This is a genomic window from Sphingobium fuliginis (assembly GCF_004152845.1).
GTDB lineage: Bacteria > Pseudomonadota > Alphaproteobacteria > Sphingomonadales > Sphingomonadaceae > Sphingobium > Sphingobium fuliginis.
In genome coordinates this window covers 437,586-455,306 of the sequence record NZ_SEON01000003.1, presented here as the reverse complement: position 1 = coordinate 455,306, position 17,721 = coordinate 437,586, and the positions used below count along the sequence as shown (strand labels likewise).

The following is a 17,721-nucleotide window of genomic DNA, read 5'->3' as shown; positions in this document are numbered from 1 at the left end:
AAACCCCCGGCCATGACCCATGCCTCCTATCCGGCGCTTCGTCTGCGCCGCACCCGCGCCTCGGCCTGGAGCCGGGCGTTGCACGCCGAAACCCGCCTCACGCCCAGCGACTTCATCTGGCCGCTGTTCGTCACGGAGGGCAGGCAAGTGGAGGAACCGATCGGCTCCCTTCCCGGCGTGTCGCGCTGGTCGGTGGACCTGATGGTGGAGCGTGCGAGGGAAGCGCAGGCGGCGGGCATTCCCTGCCTCGCGCTTTTCCCCAATACGCAGGCCGACCGCCGCAGCGATGACGGTGCTGAGGCGCTCAATCCCGATAACCTGATGTGCCGCGCCATCCGCGCCATCAAGGATGCGGTGCCCGACATCGGCATCCTGACCGACGTGGCGCTCGATCCCTATACGGCGCACGGCCAGGACGGCCTGCTGGACGAGGCGGGCTATGTCGTCAACGACGCGACCATCGACGTGCTGATCGGCCAGTCCCTGAACCAGGCGGCGGCGGGCGCGGACATCATCGCCCCCAGCGACATGATGGATGGCCGCGTCGGCGCCATCCGCGAGGCGCTGGAGCAGGAAGGCCATGCCAATGTGCAGATCATGGCCTATGCCGCCAAATATGCGAGCGCCTTCTACGGCCCGTTCCGCGATGCGGTCGGATCGAGCGGGCTGCTGAAGGGCAACAAGAAGACCTATCAGATGGACCCCGCCAACAGCGAGGAAGCGCTGCGCGAAGTCGCGCTGGACATTGCCGAAGGCGCCGACAGCGTGATGGTGAAGCCGGGCCTGCCCTATCTCGACATCATCGCCCGGGTGAAGGACCGGTTCGAAGTGCCCGTCTTCGCCTATCAGGTGTCGGGCGAATATGCGATGCTGGAGGCCGCCGCCGCCGCGGGGGCGGGGGAGCGCGACGCGCTGGTGCTGGAAACGCTGCTGGCGTTCAAGCGGGCAGGCTGCTCGGGCGTCCTCACCTATCATGCGCTCCATGCGGCGCGGCTGCTGGGAGCCTGAACATGACCGATCATCCCGAAGTCTCCATCATCCCCTTCAACGGCAAGACGCCGAAGATCCACCCCAGCGCCTTCATCGCGCCGGGATGCCGCATCATCGGGGATGTGGAGATCGGCCCGGACGTCAGCATCTGGTATAATTGCGTGATCCGGGCGGACGTGAACTTCATCCATATCGGCGCCCGCACCAATATCCAGGACGGCTCGATCGTGCATTGCGACAGCCCCGGCGACCATATCGACGGTCGCCCGTCCGAAGGCTGGCCCACGATCATCGGGGAAGACGTGCTGATCGGACATCTTGCGATGGTCCATGGCTGCATATTGAAGGACCGCGCCTTCGTGGGGCTGGGCGCCATCGTCATGAGCGGCGGGACGGTGGAAAGCGACGCCATGCTCGCGGCCGGGGCCCTGCTTTCTCCGGGGAAGACGGTGCCTCACAGGCAGCTTTGGGCCGGCCGCCCCGCCAAATATATGCGCGACCTGTCGGACGAAGTGCTGATCGACATGCGGGAGGGCGTCGACCATTATGTCCATAATGGAAAGGCGCACAAGGGCGCGGTGAAGGCGGCGCTTTCGCCCGATTGAATCGGCAGGGCTGCAGGCGGATCAGGGCTGCGCCAGACGCCCCTTGAGCACGTCCAGCCGGTCGTTCTGCCCATCGACAATCGCCAGCGCGGAAGCCCGCGCCGCATCGATCGCCTCGATCCCGCCGCTGGCCTTCCCCTCGGCCGCCGCGTTGCTGCGCTCGACAAAGAGCACGTCCAGGCTCGCCAGCGCCGATACGCTGTCGTTGCGCGCCGATTCCAATGCGCTGAGCGCCGTCTGCGCCGCCACCCAGGCCTCGCTGGAGACCGCCGCGCCGGATGCTGCCCGCGTCGCCCTGTCCGCCGCCGGCCAGGCCTTGTCGAATGCCGTGCCGCCCGCCTGAGCCTGCGCCGTCAGCCGGTCGACATTCTGGACCAGCTCCGGTTCGGGCGCGACGGGGGAGGGCGCGGGCGCCGCCTCCGCGATGGGGGCGTCCTCGATCGCCCGCTTGGCGAGGGACGGATAGCCCTGAAAGGTGCTGGCGCAACCGGACAGGAACAGGGCCAGGGAAGGAAGCAGCCGACGCGGATTCATGCTTCGCATCTAGGATGAGCCGCGCCGGGAGGCAAGTTCAGCGTGGCAGCGCGGCGGCTTCCCGTGCAAGCGCCTCTATCTTCGCCGGATCGACCGGCCCCTTGGGCACGACCCAGCTTCCGCCGACGCATTTGACGACGGGTTCCGCCAGCCATCTGGGCGCGCTTTCCGCCGTGATCCCGCCGGTCGGGCAGAAGCGCGCCATGTGCAGCGGCGCGGCCAGGGCCTTCAGCGCGGGCAGCCCGCCCGAAGTCTCCGCCGGGAAGAATTTGAAGTGCGACAGCCCCATGTCCAGCCCGCGCATGATGTCGCCCGCCGTCGCCGTGCCCGGCAGGAAGGGAATGCCCGCGGCGATCGCGGCCCTGCCCAGCGGCTCGGTCAGGCCGGGGCTGACGATGAAGCGCGCCCCCGCCTCCATCGCGGCGTCCAGTTGCGCCGGGTTCAGCACCGTGCCCGCTCCGACGACGGCGCCCTCGACCTTCGCCATCTCCCTGATCACGTCCAGCGCCGCCGGCGTCCGAAGCGTCACTTCCAATGCAGGAAGCCCGCCCTTCACCAGCGCCCGCGCGATCGGCAGCGCATCCTCGACCCGGTCCACCACCAGTACCGGGATCACCGGGGCCAGTTCCATCACCTGTTCAACGCTCAACGCCATCATTTCTTCTCCCGAAAGGCCGCGGCGGCGCCGTACAGCCCGATTTCGTCATGCAGGGCCAGCCGGATCGGCACCGACTTCATCAGGCTTTCGAACCGTCCCTTGGCGGTGAAGCGCTGGTGGAAACCGCATTGCGGCAATATGTCCTTCATCCGCTGGGTCAGGCCGCCCGCCAGCACCACCGTATGCGGTCCCTGCGCCAGCGCCAGGTCGCCCGCGACCGAACCGTAGGACATGCAGAACCGCGCCAGCGCCCTGCGCGCAAATTCGTCGGTCCCGTCGATGGCGGCCTGCCAAAGCTCGGCATCCTCCATCAGCACGACCCGATCATGGCCGATGGTCGCCATCGCCTTGTAGATGTTGTTGAGCCCCGGTCCCGATACGATGCGCTCGGTCGACACGCGCAGGAATTTGTCGCGCAGATAGGCGAGGATTTTCTCTTCCAGCGGGTCCAGCGGCGCGAAGTCCAGATGCCCCCCCTCCGTCGCGATCACATGCGGCTCGCCATCGTCGAAGGCGATCATCGCCACGCCCAGCCCGGTGCCCGGTCCCAATATCGTCACCCCGCCGTCGCGCGGAAAGGGCCTGTCCTCCCCGAACAGCAGCGGCAGATTCTCCTTCGGCAGGCGCGCCACGGCATGGGCGACCGCCTCGAAATCATTGACCAGCCGCAGATGCCTGAGGCCCAGTTCCTCGTCCAGCGTATCGGGCCGGATGACCCATGCGCTGTTGGTGAGCTTGATGACTTCGCGCCCGATCGCGGTGGCAAAGGCGATGGAGGCGGATGTGGGCAGATGGCCGCCCTCATCCTTGACGAAGGCCGCCCAGCAGGCCTGGAGGGTCGGATAATCGGCCACCTTATATTTGCGCACCTTGCCCAGCGTGGGCACATTGCGCGCATTCAGTCTGGCACGGGCGAAGCGGGCGTTTGTGCCGCCAATGTCGGCTGCGATGATCTCGGTCATGCTACTCTCCTCCCGTCCGGGCCGAGCCTGTCGAAGTCCTTCACTCTTCCTCAGGAAAAGCGCTCCTCCGAAAATCTTGGGCGGACGGGAATGTTTCGGTTCTAAACTTCGGTTTCCATGGCCGCCAGAATGGGCGATGCGCCGCTTTCCGCCAGATCGCTATGATGGCGGAACAGCGCGAACAGCTCGCGGCCCGTATCATAGGGGGCGGGGGGCGGCGCGGGCGTGTCGCGGCCGTCCCATTCCGCCGCGTCGACCAGCGCTTCGATCAGGCCCGTCTCCGCGCAGACCCGCACCATGTCGCCGTCGCGCAGCTTGGCGATGGGGCCGCCTCCCAACGCTTCCGGCGACAGGTGGATCGCCGCGGGCACCTTGCCCGATGCGCCGGACATGCGCCCGTCCGTCACCAGCGCGACGCGGAAGCCGCGATCCTGCAACACGCCCAGCGCCGGGGTCAGCTTGTGCAGTTCGGGCATGCCGTTCGCCCTTGGTCCCTGGAACCGCACCACGACCACGACATCGCGCTCCAGTTCGCCGGCCTTGAAGGCGCGCAGCACATCGTCCTGATCGTGGAAGACCGCCGCGGGCGCTTCGATGGTCCAGCGCTCCCGGTCGACCGCGCTCACCTTCATGACGCAGCGGCCAAGATTGCCGGCCAGCAATCGCATCCCGCCGTCGGGATTGAAGGCGTCGGACACCGGCCGGAGGATCGACAGGTCCCGCGATTCGGGCACATCCTTCCAGGCCAGCGCGTCATTCTCCAGCACCGGTTCCTTGCCATAATCGGCCAGTCCCTGCCGCGCGACGGTGAGGATGTCGCCATGCAGCAGCCCGTTGCCGAGCAGTTCGCGGATCACATAGCTGATGCCGCCTGCCGCATGGAAATTGTTCACATCGCCCGATCCATTGGGATAGACCCGCGCCAGCAGCGGCACGACATCGGAAATTTCCGCGAAATCGGTCCAGTCGACGACGATCCCCGCCGCCCGGGCGATGGCCGGCAGATGGATCGCATGGTTGGTCGATCCGCCGGTCGCCATCAGGCCGATGATGGCGTTGACGATCGCCTTTTCATCCACGCAATGCCCCAGCGGCCGATAATCGTCATTGGGTTGTCCGTCCCTGTCCCAGCCGATGCGCGACAATTGATGCACCGCCGCCCGCGTCAGTTCCTGCCGAAGCCTCGTGCCCGGATGCACGAAGGAGGCGGCGGGCATGTGGAGCCCCATCATCTCCATCATCATCTGGTTCGAATTGGCCGTGCCATAGAAGGTGCAGGTCCCTGCGCCGTGATAGCTGGCGCTTTCGGACTCCAGCAGTTCCTCCCGGCCGACCTTGCCTTCGGCATAGAGCTGGCGGATGCGCACCTTTTCCTTGTTGGCGAGGCCGGACGGCATCGGCCCGGCGGGGATCAATATGGTCGGCAGATGCCCGAAACGCAGCGCCCCGATCAGCAGCCCCGGCACGATCTTGTCGCAGATGCCCAGCAGCAGCGCGCCCTCGAACATGGCGTGGGACAGGGCGATGGCGGTGCCCAGCGCGATGGTGTCGCGGGAAAAGAGCGACAGGTCCATGCCCGCCTGCCCCTGGGTCACGCCGTCGCACATCGCCGGAACGCCGCCCGCGACCTGAGCGGTGCAGCCCACCTCCCGCGCCGCCAGCTTGATCTGCTCGGGATAGCGGCCATAGGGCTGATGCGCCGACAGCATGTCGTTATAGGCGGTGACGATGCCGAAATTCATTGCCGCGCCGGTGCGGATGACAGCCTTGTCTTCGCCGCTCGCGGCAAAGCCATGGGCCAGGTTCCCGCATGAAAGCTGGGCGCGGTTGGTGCCCGCGTCCCGCCCGCGCTCGATCAGGCTCAGATATTTGAGGCGCGAAGCCGCGCTGCGCTTCACGATGCGTTCGGTGACCTTTTCGATCACCGGATGAAGGTCAGTCATTCCAGCTCGCTCCGTCTCGTTCGATAAGGGCAATGGCTGAGGATGGCCCCCAGTTCCCGGAAGAATAGGAGGATGGCTTCACCCCGGCCTCCTTCCACCCGTCGATGATCGAATCGATCCAGGTCCATTGCGCCTCGACCTCGTCCCGGCGCACGAACAGGGTGGCGTCGCCCGCCAGCAGGTCCAGGATCAGCCGTTCATAGGCGATCCGGCGGCGCTGCCCGGCGAAGGCGGCGGTCAGCGACACGTCCAGCGTCACCTCCTCCAGATGCACCTCGCGCTCCAGCCCCGGCCTTTTGCTCATGATGAGCAGGCGGATATATTCCTCCGGCTGCAACCGGATGATGAGCGTATTCGGCTCCAGACCCGACCCGCCATTGCGTCCGAAGATCGAATGGCGCACCGGCTTGAACTGGATCAGGATTTCCGACTGGCGCGTCGGCATGCGCTTGCCGGTGCGCAGGTAGAAGGGCACGCCCTGCCAGCGCCAGTTGTCGATATGGGCCTTCAGCGCCACGAAGGTCTCGGTGTCGGACGGCCTGCCCAGTTCGTCGGCATAGCCGGTGACGATCTGCCCGCCGACCGCGCCGGGCGTATATTGCCCGCGCACGCTATGCGTCTTCACCGTCTCGGCCGTCATCGGGCGCAGCGAACGGAGCGCCTTCACCTTCTCGTCGCGCACGGCGGTCGGGTCCATCCGCGCGGGCGGCTCCATGGCGATGATCGACAGGATCTGGAGGACGTGGTTCTGCACCATGTCGCGCAGCGCGCCGACGCCGTCATAATAGGAAACCCGGCCTTCCAGGCCCACCGTCTCGGCCACGGTGATCTGCACATGATCGATGGCGGTGGCGTTCCACAGCGGTTCGAACATCACATTGCCGAAGCGCAGGGCGAGCAGGTTCTGGACCGTTTCCTTGCCCAGATAATGGTCGACGCGGAAAATCTGCTCCTCCGCGAACAGCGCGCCGATGCCGTCATTGACCTCTTTGGAAGAGGCCAGATCCTTGCCGATCGGCTTTTCCATCGCGATTCGCGTCTTCGGCGTGATCAGCCCCGCCTCGGCCAGCCCCTGGGCGGTCGGCGCGAAGAGGGAAGGGGGCGTGGAGAGATAGACGGACACGCCCTTGTCGAGTCGCCCGTCCAGCCGTTCCGCCAGCGCCCTGAACTGGGCGGCGTTGCCCGCCTCCACCGGCTGATAGACGATGATGTCGCGCAGCCGCTCCGCGATGTCCGCGTCATAACGGTCTGCGGCCAGGAATTTCCGCAGCGCCTTGTCGATGTCCGCGCGAAACTGCTCGTCGGTGAATTCGGAACGCCCTGACGCGATGATCAGGAAATCCTCCGGCAGCAGGCCATCGGCCAGCAGATTGTAGAGTGAGGGAAAGATCATCCTGTGCGCCAGGTCGCCGGTGGCGCCGAACAACAGGAACGTGGCAGACGGTTCGGTCAAAGGTTGTCCCTTTTCCGTTAGTGTTATCAGGTCTGCACGAAGCCGCCCTTATACCCAGCGGCACTCGTTACGCAAGCAGGCTATCCCTGTGGGGCCCATCCCGCAACCGCGAGAGGATGAAAGCGTCGATTTTTGGCTGGACGCTGGCCGCCGATTTTGCCATTGGCGCTCCACCCTGGCGTTTTTGGCGGAAGATGGAATCATCCTCCGTCCGGAACGCGGCTGAAGGGCATGCGGGCGTGGTGAAACTGGTAGACGCGCCGGACTCAAAATCCGGTTCCGAAAGGAGTGTCGGTTCGATTCCGACCGCCCGCACCATCTTATTTTGCCTCAAGCTTATTTTGCCTCAAGCGCCGGGCGGCCGCATCCGCGGCCTTGGCTATCCTCGCATAAGCTCGGGCAGCCGTTCGGTTCGCCCTTGCGAACCCCGCCGGGTTCGATGCCCTCTTTCCAGACATGGCCATGCACTAAAAAGCCCGGCAGCATGGCTGCCGGGCAGGCGAGCTTTTACAGGGTAAAAGCTTCGGGTCGCACCCCAGCGATTAACCGCAAATATTTAAGATACCAGAGGAATTTGCCGATCCAGCCGGAATGGATCAATCCCTTGCCCCGCCGCCCTGCGCGTTGAACCAGGGGATCATCCGGGCGATGGCATCCTCCACCCGATCGGTGGAAACCGCGAAACTGAAGCGGATATGCCGGTGCCCGTCGACCGGATCGAAATCGATCCCCGGCGCCGTCGCCACACCCGTTTCGCGGAGCAGCCTCTGACAGAAGGACAGGCTGTCATTGGTCAGATGCCCCACATCCGCATAGATGTAGAAGGCCCCGTCCGGCGGCGCGATCTCCTTCAACCCCAGCGCGGGCAGGGCGGCCAGCAGCAACTCCCGGTTGCGCCGATAGGTGGCGACATGCCCCTCCAGCTCATCGATGCAGTCGAACGCCTTCAACCCCGCATGCTGCGCCAGGGAAGGCGGCGTCAGGAACAGATTGCCCATCCGCGCCCGAGCGGTTTCGATCAGGCCGGGCGGAAACACCACCCAGCCCAGCCGCCACCCGGCCATGGAAAAATATTTGGAGAAGCTGTTCACGACGATGGCGTCCGGCGCGAATTCCAGCATCGACCGCGCCGGTTCGCCATAGCTGAGCCCGTGGTAAATCTCGTCGGAGACGATGCGAATGCCCCGCACCCGGCAAACCTCCGCGATGCGCGCCATCTCCTCGGTGGGAATGATGGTCCCTGTGGGATTGGCCGGGCTGGCGATGATCGCCCCATCCGGCGCGGGTTCCAGGGCCTTCAGCGCCGCCGCGCCGATCTGGTAACGCTCCGCCGGCCCGCAATCGACCTCCAGCGGCTCCAGATAGAGCGCCTTCAACGTATTGCGATAGGCGACATAGCCCGGCCGCGCCGTCGCCACCCGCGCTCCGGGCGCGAACAGGCTGGTCAGCGCCAGCACCAGCCCCGGCGAAGCGCCGCAGGTGAGCAATATCTGCTCCGCTTCCACGGCCACGCCATAGCGCTCCCGATAATGGAGCGCGATCCGCTCCTTCAGCGCCGGACTTTCCCAATAGCCCATGGGGTCGCGATCCAGCACGGCATGCGCTTCCATAATCGCAGCAGAGGGCGCCCCCGTGGACGGTTGCCCGAATTCCATATGCAGGATGGATCGCCCCTCGGCCTCCAGCCTGTGGGCTTCCCGGCTGATGGCGATGGCGTGAAAAGGATCGATATTGGCAACCATGCGTCGCCTCTTACCCGCGCCGCAACCTTGTCACAATTGCCGCGTTGGCGATGGATGAACGAAACCATGCTCGACGCGCTGCAATATTATGGCGCAGGCGCCGCCACCATCGCCGCTTTCATCGTCTCCCTCAATCTCGGCCGCCGCATCACGGGCTGGGCTTTCGTCCTCTTCGTGACATCCTCCATCGCCCTGATCGGCTGGGGTTTTCTGTCGGAAGACAGCGAAGGCATAGGCTTCCAGAATATCGCGCTGCTCCTGATCAATCTCGTCGGCGTCTGGCGCTATCTCATCTCCAGGCACAAGCCGCGCGACTGAACCTATTCCGAAATCCAAACCTCCACCGAAACCGCATGCTGGCACAGCGCCACCCGGACGGGCAGTTCCTCCACCGGCCCCCCCGCCAAGGCCCGGTCATAGACCGCCTTCTTCGCCGCCCCGCCGATCTGGAGGAAGATATGCCGGCTCGCAAGGATCGCCCGGGCGCTCATCGACATGCGCTGATGCGGCGCAGCGGGCGGCGTGACCGCGATCGTCAGGGCATGGGTGGAAAGCCCCTCCGCCAGTTCCTTCGCCCCCGGAAACAGCGAAGCGGTATGCCCATCCTCCCCCATCCCCAACAGCACGATGTCGAGCGGCCAGGGCAGGGCCGCGAACGCCGCCTCGCACTCTGCCTGCCCGGCATAGGCGTCCGCCGCCTCATTCTTCATCGGCACGAACCGCGCCGCCCCGGCCTTCCCCTGCAACAAAGTCTCGCGCACCAGCCGCTCATTGCTGTCCGCATGGTCCGGCGCCACCCAGCGCTCGTCGACCAGCGTCACGATCACCTTGCTCCAGTCGAGCGCCATCCCCGACAAAGCCTCCAGCACGGGCCTTGGCGACCGCCCGCCCGACAGCGCGATCGTCGCCACCCCCCGCGCCGCGATGGCATCCCCCAGCACCGTGGCGATCCGCCGCGCCATGTCCGCCGCCGCCAGCGCGCCATCGACGAAAAGATGTTCGGTAGGCATGTCGTTCAATTCTCTTCGGCCAGATTGTCTTCAGGGATCGTGCAGATGTCGATCCATCGCGCGGCGGTCAGCTCGGCCAGCCGCTCCGGCGTCAACTCCACCGAAGTCGTCCGCGATCCCGCCGCCGGAAACACCGTCTCGAAATCCCGCAGCGAAATATCGCAATAAACGGGCAGGGGAGAGGTCAGCCCAAAGGGACATACGCCCCCCACCGGATGCCCGGTCAGTCCCTCCACCTCCTCCAGCCCCAGCATGCGCGGCCTGGCGCCCAGCGCCGCCTTCGCCTTCCCGTTGTTCAGCCGCGCATCGCCCCGCGCCACCACCAGCGCGACCTCGTTCCCGACCCGCAACGACAGCGTCTTGGCGATCCGCGCCGGAACCACGCCCAGGGCCTCCGCCGCCTCATTGACCGTGGCGGTGCTCACCCCCTGGTCGATGATGGCGACATCCGGCGCATGGGCGGAGAAGAAGGCCCGGACCGACTCCGCGCTCATTCCCCTCCATTCCCCCTTTGCTGTATCTCGGTCAGCTTGCGCTCCCAGGCGAGGGCATGGGTGACGATCTGATCCAGATCGGCATAAAGCGGCTTCCATGGGAATTCCCCCATGATCGCCCGATTGTCGGAAATGAGCGCATCCGGATCGCCCGCGCGCCGCCCCTCCATCCGCCGGTCGATCTTCAGGTTCGTCACCCGGTCGACCGCGTCCAGCACCTCCAGCACGGAAAAGCCCCGGCCATAGCCGCAGTTGAGCAGATAATTCTGCTCCGGCCTGGCCATCAGCGCCTCCAGCGCCAGCACATGCGCCGCCGCCAGATCGGTGACATGGATATAGTCGCGCACCCCGGTCCCGTCCGGCGTGTCGAAATCGGTCCCGAACACCGAAACATGGCTCCGCTTGCCCAGGGCCGCCTCGACCGCGACCTTGATCAGATGCGTCGCCCCCGCCGTCGACTGCCCCGTCCGCCCGGCCGGATCGGCGCCCGCCACGTTGAAATAGCGCAGCGCGCAGAAGTTCATCGCATGCGCCGCGCTGACGTCGCGCAGCATATATTCGGTCATCAGCTTCGACATGCCATAGGGATTGATCGGCCGCTGCGGCGTCGTCTCCCTGACCGGGCTTTCCTCCGGAATGCCGTAGGTCGCCGCCGTCGAGGAGAAGATGAAATGCGGCACGCCGACCGTGACGACGCTCTCGATCAGGTCGCGGGTCTTGGCGCTGTTGTTATGATAATATTTGAGCGGGTTCTCGACCGATTCCGGCACCACCACCGATCCGGCAAAGTGCATCACCGCCTTCACGCCATGATCGCGCAGGGCCTTCTGCACCAGCGGCTGATCGGAAATATCGCCCTCGACGAACGCCACATCGTCCGGCACCGCCCAACGGAACCCCGTCACCAGATTGTCGATCACCACGACGCCATAGCCCGCGTCGTGCAACGCCAATACGGCATGGCTGCCAATATAGCCGGCCCCGCCCGTGACCAGAACCGTCGGCTTTTCGCTCATAAGATGAAGGTCTCCCGATAGATCAGGGCCGCCGCCATTCTCCCCCGTCATGCTGAACCTGTTTCAGCATCCATCGCGCCTCCGGACTCAGGTCTTGCCGAGGGCGAAACGGATGCTGAAACAAGTCCAGCATGACGAATGAGAAGGTTACAGCCCTTTGCCTGTCAGGACTAGATCAGCTTCGTGACGATTCCCACCCCATTCATGCCGCGGCGCGGGACGAAACGGGGCGATAGAAAGTCGCGCCGCTTGCCGCCATGTCCTGCAACTGGACCGTGGGCGCGAAGCGATCGCCATGCGTCGCCGCCAGCCGCTCCAGCACCGCGACGACATGGCCGATGCCGACCGTGTCCATATGGCTGAACGGTCCGCCGGTATAGGGCGCGAAGCCCCAGCCGAATATCGCCCCGATGTCGCCATCCTCCGGCGTCTCCAGCACGCCTTCCTCGAAGCAGCGCGCGCATTCGATCAACTGGCGGTAGAGCAGCCGCTCCTTCACTTCCTCGACATCGGGCTGCACGGCGGCGCGCGGGAACATCTCCTCCAGACCGGCCCAGAGATGCTTCTTCCCGCCCTCGGGATAGTCATACCAGCCCTTGGCGCTTTTCCGCCCCAGCCGCCCCAGTTCGACCATCCGCGCCATCACCGCGTCGGACGGCTGCGCGACATAGGCGTCGCCCAGCTCCTTCTGCGCGGCGACGACGATCTTGTGGCCCAGCTCGATGGAAACCTCGTCGCCCACCGCCAGCGGCCCCACCGGCATGCCCAGTTGCCGCCCGGCATTTTCGATCAGCGCGGGATTGATCCCCTCCGCGACCATCTCCACGCCCTCCTGCACATAGGTGCCGAAGCAGCGCGAGGTATAGAAGCCGCGCGAGTCATTGACGACGATCGGCGTCTTCCTGATCTGGGCCACGAAATCCAGCGCCTTGGCGATGGCGGCCGGCCCGGTTTCCTTGCCCAGGATGATCTCCACCAGCGGCATCTTCTCGACCGGCGAGAAGAAGTGGATGCCGATGAAATTCTCCGGCTTGCTCCACGCCTTCGCCAGCTTGGTGATCGGCAAAGTGGAGGTGTTCGACCCGAAGATCGTATCCGCGCCCAGCACCTCCTCGACCTTCTTGGTCACTTCGGCCTTGATCGCGACATCCTCGAACACCGCCTCGATCACGAAGTCCGCTCCGGCCAGCGCGGCATAATCCGTCGTCGGCGTCACGCGGGCCAGCGTCTCCGCCATCTTCTCCGGCGTCATGCCCCGGCCCAGCCGCTTCTTCAGCACCTCCTCGACATGCGCCTTGCCCTTTTCGGCATAGGCCTGATCGCGGTCGAACAGCACCACCTCGATCCCCGCCTGCGCGGCCACGGTGGCTATCCCTGCGCCCATCATGCCCGCGCCCAGCATGGCCAGCTTCTTCGTCGGCGCCTTGGGCTGGTCCTTGGGCCGCCTTGCGCCGCGCTCGGCCGCCTGCTTGTTGACGAACAGGCTGCGGATCATGTTCGCCGCCTGCGGGTCGGCCGCGACCTTGGCGAAATATTTGCTCTCCACCCGGATCGCCCGGTCGATGGGCAGGAAAGCCCCCTCATAGACCGCCGAAAGCAGCGCGATCGGCGCGTTCATGTTGCGCTGGGACTGCTTGAGCGTCATCGGCAGGGCGCCCGCCATGGTCTGGACGAAGGCCGGATTGAAGCCGCCCGCGCCGCCGGGGAATTTGAAGCCCTTGACGTCCCAGGGCTGCACGAAGGCGTTGGGATTGGCCTTCACCCATTCGCGCGCGGCTTCGACCGCCGTGCCCTGCGGCACGACCTGATCGACCACCTTCATCATCGCCGCGTCGGCGGGACGGAACAGCTTGCCCTGCAACATATACATCAGCGACGCCTGCACCCCCATGATGCGCGGCAGGCGCTGCGACCCGCCGCCGCCGGGGAACAGGCCGATCAGGATTTCGGGCAGGCCCAACTGCGTCTTCGGGCTGTCCCCGACGATCCGGCGATGACAGGCCAGCGCCAGTTCGAACCCGCCGCCGACGCAGGTGCCCTCGATGGCGCAGGCGACCGGCTTGCCGCAGGTCTCCAGCCGCCGGAACAACTGGTTCAGCACGAAAACCTTGTCGAAGATCGCGGCGGGGGAGGGGCGTTTCCCATTCTCGCTGACCAGCATCGACCCGAAATATTTGAGGTCCATGCCCGCCATGAAGCCGCTGCTCTTGCCCGACGCGATGACCGCGCCCTTGATCGCCTCCTCGGAGGAAATGCGCGTGATCGCCGCGTCCAGATCGGCCAGGAAATCCGGGCCGATGACGTTCATCGACTGATCGGGAACATCAATGGTGAGGGTGGCGATGCCGTCGGCGTCGATGTCGAAATTGATGGTCTGCATTTTGGGCAACCTTTCCTACCTCCGTTCGTGCTGAGTAGGGGCTGAGCTTGTCGAAGACCCGTATCGAAGCATTGATCCTTCGATACGCCATTTCGACGGGCTCAATGGCTACTCAGGACGAACGGGTCCACTGTTCAAACGCGCTCGATGATGATGCCCGTGCCCATGCCCGCGCCGACGCACAGGTTGATGAGCGCGGTGCCCTTGCCGGTCCGTTCCAGCTCGTCCAGCGCCGTGCCCAGCACCATCGCCCCGGTCGCGCCCAGCGGATGGCCCATGGCGATCGCGCCGCCATTGACGTTGATCTGCCCATGGTCGAGGTCCATCGCCTGCATGTAGCGCAGGACGACGCTGGCAAAGGCCTCGTTCAGTTCCCACAGGTCGATGTCGGCCTTGCTCATCCCCGCCCGATTGAGCAGCTTGCCCGCCACGAACTCAGGCCCTGTCAACATGATCAGCGGCTCCGACCCGATGGACGCCATCGCCTTGATCCGGGCGCGGGGCTTCAACCCATATTTCTCGCCCATCTCCCTGTTGCCGACCAGCACCGCGGCGGCGCCGTCGACGATGCCGCTGCTGTTGCCGGCATGGTGGACATGGTTGACCTTCTCCAGTTCGGGATAGCGGAGCAGGGCAATGGCGTCGAAGCCCGGCATCTCCTCGCCCAGCGCGGCGAAGCTCGGCTTCAGGCTGGCGAGCGACTGCATCGTCGCGTCGGGCCGCATATGCTCGTCATGGTCCAGGACGACCGATCCGATGACGTCCTTCACCGGCACGATGGATTTGGCGAAGCGCTTCTCGTCCCAGGCGGCCTTGGCGCGCCGCTGGCTTTCGACGGCATAAGCGTCGACATCGTCGCGGCTGATCCCGAACTTGGTCGCGATCACATCGGCGCCGATGCCCTGCGGCGCGAAATAGGTCTTGTAGGCGACCGCCGGGTCCATCGCCCACGCGCCGCCGTCCGAAGCCATGGGCACGCGGCTCATCGACTCGACGCCGCCGCCGATGGCAAGGCCCGCTTCGCCGGAATAGACCTTGGCGGCGGCCATGTTCACGGCCTCCAGCCCCGAAGCGCAGAAACGGTTGATCTGCACGCCGGGCACGGTCTGGGCGTAATCGGCGTTCAGCACCGCCACGCGGGCGATGTCCGCGCCCTGTTCGCCCACCGGGCTGACGCAGCCCAGTATGACGTCATCGACATCGGCGGTGTCGATCTCCGTCCGGTCCCGCACCGCCTGCAGCATCTGCGTCGCCAGCTGGATCGGGGTGATTTCGTGCAGTGACCCGTCGGCCTTGCCCCGGCCCCGGGGCGTCCTGACGGCATCGTAAATAAAGGCTTCCATTGCTTTCCATTCCTCTCCGCTGGGCGCCGGATGTTCGCTGCGAATGTATTTACGTTTACGTAAAGTGCAAGCCTCAATCGTCAGCCCGCCCGACCGTAACGTCATCCCGCCAAAGGGGCCCCGCCTCGTCCTCCGGCGGACGTTTCAACCCTTTTCAATTCTTTTAATGATTCGCGGATTTGACCCGCCCGCCTTATTCCGCTTCATGGAAAGCGTGTCAGAGTCGGACCCCTCCCAAGCGCCGTCGCCCTTGTCGATCCCGATCTTCCGCGCGATCTGGTGGGCCAGCCTCGCCTCCAACTTCGGCGGGCTGATCCAGTCCGTCGGCGCGCAGTGGATGATGACCTCGCTCTCCGCCTCGCCCCAGATGATCGCGCTGGTTCCGGCGGCGACGACCCTGCCGATCATGCTGCTGTCGCTCTGGGCAGGCGCGGTGGCGGACAATAGCGACAGGCGGGTGGTCATGCTGATCTGCCAGCTGTTCATGCTCATCGTCTCCGCCCTGCTGGCGCTGTTCGCCTGGATGGGTTGGGTGACGCCCTGGGCCCTGCTGGGCTTCACCTTCCTGGTCGGCTGCGCCACCGCGATCAACGGGCCGGCCTGGCAGGCGTCGGTCGGGGACATGGTGCCGCGCGCCGCCTTGCCCCATGCCGTCTCGCTCAATTCCATGGGCTTCAACATGGCGCGCAGCATCGGCCCGGCGCTGGGCGGCGTCATCGTCGCGGCCGCCGGTGCGGCGACGGCCTTTCTGGTCAACGCCATCAGCTATGTGGGGCTGGTCGCCGTGCTTGCCCGCTGGCGTCCCGAACGGCCGCCTCAACTCCTCCCGCGCGAACGCATAGGCCTCGCGATGCGCGCTGGGGTTCGTTACGTCGCCATGTCGCCCAACATCCAGGTCGTGCTGCTCCGAAGCGCGGCATTCGGCATCGGGGCAAGCGCCGTTTCAGCGATGATGCCGCTGGTGGCGCGCGACCTGCTGGGCGGCGGCGCGCTGACATTCGGCGCGCTCAGCGGCGCCTTCGGCATCGGCGCGGTGCTGGGGGCGCTGTCGACGGGGCAATTGCGCCGCCGCTTTTCGGTCGAGACCATCGTGCGCTCAGCCGCCATGGCGCTTGCGGCCGGGACGGTGCTGATGGCGGTCAGCGACTGGCTGGTCGTTGCGTTGCTGGGGCTGCTGATGGCGGGCGCGGGCTGGGTGATCGCCCTCTCGACCTTCAACGTTTCGGTCCAGATGTCGGCGCCTCGCTGGGTCGTGGCGCGGGCCGTTGCCCTGTATCAGATGGTCGCCTTCGGCGGCATGGCCGGGGGTGCATGGCTGTTCGGCACCATGGCGGAGGATCATGGCGTCGTCATCGCCCTCTATGGCGCGGCAGCCGTCCAGTTCGCCTCGGCCCTGATCGGCTATGCGCGTCCGCTGGCGCAGACGGGCGAGGAGAATCTCGACCTCCAGAACCTGTGGCGCGAGCCGCAGACCGCCGTTCCGATCGAGCCCCGCAGCGGCCCGGTGGTCGTCACCATAGAATATCGCATAGCCGCCGGATCTGTCGTCCCCTTCCTGGCGGCGATGAGCGAACGCCGCCGCATCCGTCGCCGCGACGGCGCCCATGGCTGGTCGCTGCTGCGCGATCTGGGCGATCCGGAATTGTGGGTGGAGCGCTATCATGTGTCGACCTGGCTGGACTATGTCCGCCACAACAGCCGCCGGACCGTTGCCGACATGGCGAACAGCGAAGCCATCCACGCGCTGCACAGCGGCCCCAATCCGCCGGTCGTGCATCGCATGCTGGAGCGGCAGACGGGTTCTCTGCCGCTGGGCCGCTCGGCCGACCCGCGCGAGATGGGCGATCCCATGACCGATCCCACCCGGTCGAGCTGATGCGCTATTCGGGCCGCCGTTCGGCAAGATCCTCTGGCGTGTCGATGTCGCGCAGGCTGGCGCCCATGGTTTCGATCTGCACGCCATGGCTGAGCAGCGCCCGCGCCCCCTGGTCTCCCCGCAGCGCCAGCAGTTCGGGGAAATGCTTCCGCCCGATGAAGGCGGGCGGCGAAGAGGAAAATCCGTCGGTGCTGGCGACGACGGAGCGGATGTCCTCCGCCGCCATGCAGATGCGGTTGTAATGCGTCTGCGGCACGTCGGGCATGTCGGCCAGGCAGATCAATATGCCGCGGCATTTCCGCATCGGCATGACATGCTCCACGGCGCGGATGATGCTGCCCGATATGCCGTCTTCCGGACGATCGTTGACCAGGATCGAATAGCCGCGCCGTTCCAGCCGGCGATGCAGGACCGGCGCCTGGCCGACAGGACGCACCACCGCAACCAGTTCCGCAAAGATCATGGAGGCGATGGTTTCCAGCGCATGCACCGCGACGGGCTTGCCCCGCCAATCGGCCATCAGCTTGTCTTCTTCCCCGAATCGTGAGGATGTGCCCGCTGCAAGGAGGACGGCGGCGATCTGTTCGGTCCGCATGGTTCCGCTGTGATGATTTGAGGCGACCCGGTTGACCCGGTTTCCCCTGCATGTGCCACCGCCAGCATGTCCTGTCCAGCAGGGCGAAGGGGCTGGCGTTCCTGTAAATCAGTCGCCATA

At 65.8% G+C, this 17,721-nt stretch carries 16 protein-coding genes and 1 tRNA gene; 5 read left to right on the top strand and 12 right to left on the bottom strand.

The features are described 5' to 3' along the window. Positions 1-12 precede the first annotated feature (12 nt). Entirely contained in the window at positions 13-1,008 is a 996-nt protein-coding gene (hemB, locus tag EWH10_RS10980; protein WP_025551386.1) for a porphobilinogen synthase, read from the top strand. Between the two features lie 2 nt (positions 1,009-1,010). Continuing rightward, a complete protein-coding gene (locus tag EWH10_RS10975; protein WP_025551384.1) occupies positions 1,011-1,595 on the top strand; it encodes a gamma carbonic anhydrase family protein in 585 nt (194 codons plus the stop codon). Between the two features lie 21 nt (positions 1,596-1,616). On the opposite strand, the gene EWH10_RS10970 is transcribed toward EWH10_RS10975, so the two are convergent. The 5 genes from EWH10_RS10970 to zwf all read right to left on the bottom strand — a co-directional run bounded on the left by EWH10_RS10970 (position 1,617) and on the right by zwf (position 7,145). Then, entirely contained in the window at positions 1,617-2,129 is a 513-nt protein-coding gene (locus EWH10_RS10970; RefSeq protein WP_025551382.1) for a hypothetical protein, read from the bottom strand. A 37-nt stretch (positions 2,130-2,166) separates the two neighbouring features. Continuing rightward, entirely contained in the window at positions 2,167-2,784 is a 618-nt protein-coding gene (gene eda, locus EWH10_RS10965; RefSeq protein ID WP_048577723.1) for a bifunctional 4-hydroxy-2-oxoglutarate aldolase/2-dehydro-3-deoxy-phosphogluconate aldolase, read from the bottom strand. Continuing rightward, positions 2,784-3,749, bottom strand: coding sequence for a glucokinase (gene glk, locus EWH10_RS10960; RefSeq protein WP_044662476.1), 966 nt, complete (start codon positions 3,747-3,749; stop codon positions 2,784-2,786). The genes eda and glk overlap by 1 nt, the downstream gene beginning before the upstream one ends. 101 nt (positions 3,750-3,850) lie before the next feature. Then, positions 3,851-5,692: a phosphogluconate dehydratase gene (gene edd, locus EWH10_RS10955; RefSeq protein WP_044662475.1), complete on the bottom strand. Its 1,842-nt coding sequence runs from the start codon at positions 5,690-5,692 to the stop codon at positions 3,851-3,853. Continuing rightward, on the bottom strand, positions 5,685-7,145 hold the full coding sequence (gene zwf / locus EWH10_RS10950; RefSeq protein WP_044662474.1) for a glucose-6-phosphate dehydrogenase: 1,461 nt from the start codon (positions 7,143-7,145) through the stop codon (positions 5,685-5,687). The genes edd and zwf overlap by 8 nt, the downstream gene beginning before the upstream one ends. Before the next feature lie 233 nt (positions 7,146-7,378). On the opposite strand from zwf, the gene EWH10_RS10945 reads away from it, so the two are divergent. Further along, positions 7,379-7,463 (top strand) — tRNA-Leu (locus EWH10_RS10945). Positions 7,464-7,741: 278 nt separating this feature from the next. Here EWH10_RS10945 and EWH10_RS10940 read toward each other — a convergent pair. After that, a complete protein-coding gene (locus EWH10_RS10940; RefSeq protein ID WP_065846663.1) occupies positions 7,742-8,887 on the bottom strand; it encodes an aminotransferase class I/II-fold pyridoxal phosphate-dependent enzyme in 1,146 nt (381 codons plus the stop codon). Positions 8,888-8,941: 54 nt separating this feature from the next. Here EWH10_RS10940 and EWH10_RS10935 point away from each other — a divergent pair, with 54 nt between their 5' ends. Then, on the top strand, positions 8,942-9,205 hold the full coding sequence (locus tag EWH10_RS10935; RefSeq protein ID WP_025550982.1) for a hypothetical protein: 264 nt from the start codon (positions 8,942-8,944) through the stop codon (positions 9,203-9,205). A gap of 2 nt (positions 9,206-9,207) precedes the next feature. On the opposite strand, the gene pgl is transcribed toward EWH10_RS10935, so the two are convergent. From pgl to EWH10_RS10910, 5 genes are all read right to left on the bottom strand, one after another. Continuing rightward, positions 9,208-9,897, bottom strand: coding sequence for a 6-phosphogluconolactonase (gene pgl / locus EWH10_RS10930; RefSeq protein ID WP_044662472.1), 690 nt, complete (start codon positions 9,895-9,897; stop codon positions 9,208-9,210). A gap of 5 nt (positions 9,898-9,902) precedes the next feature. After that, on the bottom strand, positions 9,903-10,391 hold the full coding sequence (locus EWH10_RS10925) for a YbaK/EbsC family protein (protein ID WP_044662471.1): 489 nt from the start codon (positions 10,389-10,391) through the stop codon (positions 9,903-9,905). Then, positions 10,388-11,407: a UDP-glucose 4-epimerase GalE gene (gene galE / locus EWH10_RS10920; RefSeq protein ID WP_044662470.1), complete on the bottom strand. Its 1,020-nt coding sequence runs from the start codon at positions 11,405-11,407 to the stop codon at positions 10,388-10,390. Before galE ends, EWH10_RS10925 begins: the two co-directional genes overlap by 4 nt. A gap of 202 nt (positions 11,408-11,609) precedes the next feature. Continuing rightward, on the bottom strand, positions 11,610-13,787 hold the full coding sequence (locus EWH10_RS10915; RefSeq protein WP_130029979.1) for a 3-hydroxyacyl-CoA dehydrogenase NAD-binding domain-containing protein: 2,178 nt from the start codon (positions 13,785-13,787) through the stop codon (positions 11,610-11,612). A 134-nt stretch (positions 13,788-13,921) separates the two neighbouring features. Then, complete coding sequence (locus EWH10_RS10910; RefSeq protein WP_044662468.1) at positions 13,922-15,130, bottom strand: acetyl-CoA C-acetyltransferase; 1,209 nt, start codon at positions 15,128-15,130, stop codon at positions 13,922-13,924. A 205-nt stretch (positions 15,131-15,335) separates the two neighbouring features. Between EWH10_RS10910 and EWH10_RS10905 the strand changes: the two genes are divergently transcribed. After that, complete coding sequence (locus tag EWH10_RS10905) at positions 15,336-17,006, top strand: MFS transporter (protein ID WP_044663170.1); 1,671 nt, start codon at positions 15,336-15,338, stop codon at positions 17,004-17,006. A 4-nt stretch (positions 17,007-17,010) separates the two neighbouring features. Here the strand turns inward: EWH10_RS10905 and EWH10_RS10900 are convergent, their stop codons facing one another. Then, positions 17,011-17,601, bottom strand: a complete 591-nt coding sequence (locus EWH10_RS10900; RefSeq protein WP_025550993.1) for a nucleotidyltransferase family protein — start codon at positions 17,599-17,601, stop codon at positions 17,011-17,013. Positions 17,602-17,721: the final 120 nt, after the last annotated feature.

Excerpts from the sequence above, each read along its gene's own strand:
- hemB (WP_025551386.1), top strand. The coding sequence starts at position 13 with ATGACCCATGCCTCCTATCCGGCGCTTCGTCTGCGCCGCACCCGCGCC.
- EWH10_RS10975 (WP_025551384.1), top strand. The coding sequence starts at position 1,011 with ATGACCGATCATCCCGAAGTCTCCATCATCCCCTTCAACGGCAAGACG.
- EWH10_RS10970 (WP_025551382.1), bottom strand. The coding sequence starts at position 2,129 with ATGAATCCGCGTCGGCTGCTTCCTTCCCTGGCCCTGTTCCTGTCCGGT.
- eda (WP_048577723.1), bottom strand. The coding sequence starts at position 2,784 with ATGGCGTTGAGCGTTGAACAGGTGATGGAACTGGCCCCGGTGATCCCG.
- glk (WP_044662476.1), bottom strand. The coding sequence starts at position 3,749 with ATGACCGAGATCATCGCAGCCGACATTGGCGGCACAAACGCCCGCTTC.
- edd (WP_044662475.1), bottom strand. The coding sequence starts at position 5,692 with ATGACTGACCTTCATCCGGTGATCGAAAAGGTCACCGAACGCATCGTG.
- EWH10_RS10940 (WP_065846663.1), bottom strand. The coding sequence starts at position 8,887 with ATGGTTGCCAATATCGATCCTTTTCACGCCATCGCCATCAGCCGGGAA.
- EWH10_RS10935 (WP_025550982.1), top strand. The coding sequence starts at position 8,942 with ATGAACGAAACCATGCTCGACGCGCTGCAATATTATGGCGCAGGCGCC.
- pgl (WP_044662472.1), bottom strand. The coding sequence starts at position 9,897 with ATGCCTACCGAACATCTTTTCGTCGATGGCGCGCTGGCGGCGGCGGAC.
- EWH10_RS10925 (WP_044662471.1), bottom strand. The coding sequence starts at position 10,391 with ATGAGCGCGGAGTCGGTCCGGGCCTTCTTCTCCGCCCATGCGCCGGAT.
- galE (WP_044662470.1), bottom strand. The coding sequence starts at position 11,407 with ATGAGCGAAAAGCCGACGGTTCTGGTCACGGGCGGGGCCGGCTATATT.
- EWH10_RS10915 (WP_130029979.1), bottom strand. The coding sequence starts at position 13,787 with ATGCAGACCATCAATTTCGACATCGACGCCGACGGCATCGCCACCCTC.
- EWH10_RS10910 (WP_044662468.1), bottom strand. The coding sequence starts at position 15,130 with ATGGAAGCCTTTATTTACGATGCCGTCAGGACGCCCCGGGGCCGGGGC.
- EWH10_RS10905 (WP_044663170.1), top strand. The coding sequence starts at position 15,336 with ATGGAAAGCGTGTCAGAGTCGGACCCCTCCCAAGCGCCGTCGCCCTTG.
- EWH10_RS10900 (WP_025550993.1), bottom strand. The coding sequence starts at position 17,601 with ATGCGGACCGAACAGATCGCCGCCGTCCTCCTTGCAGCGGGCACATCC.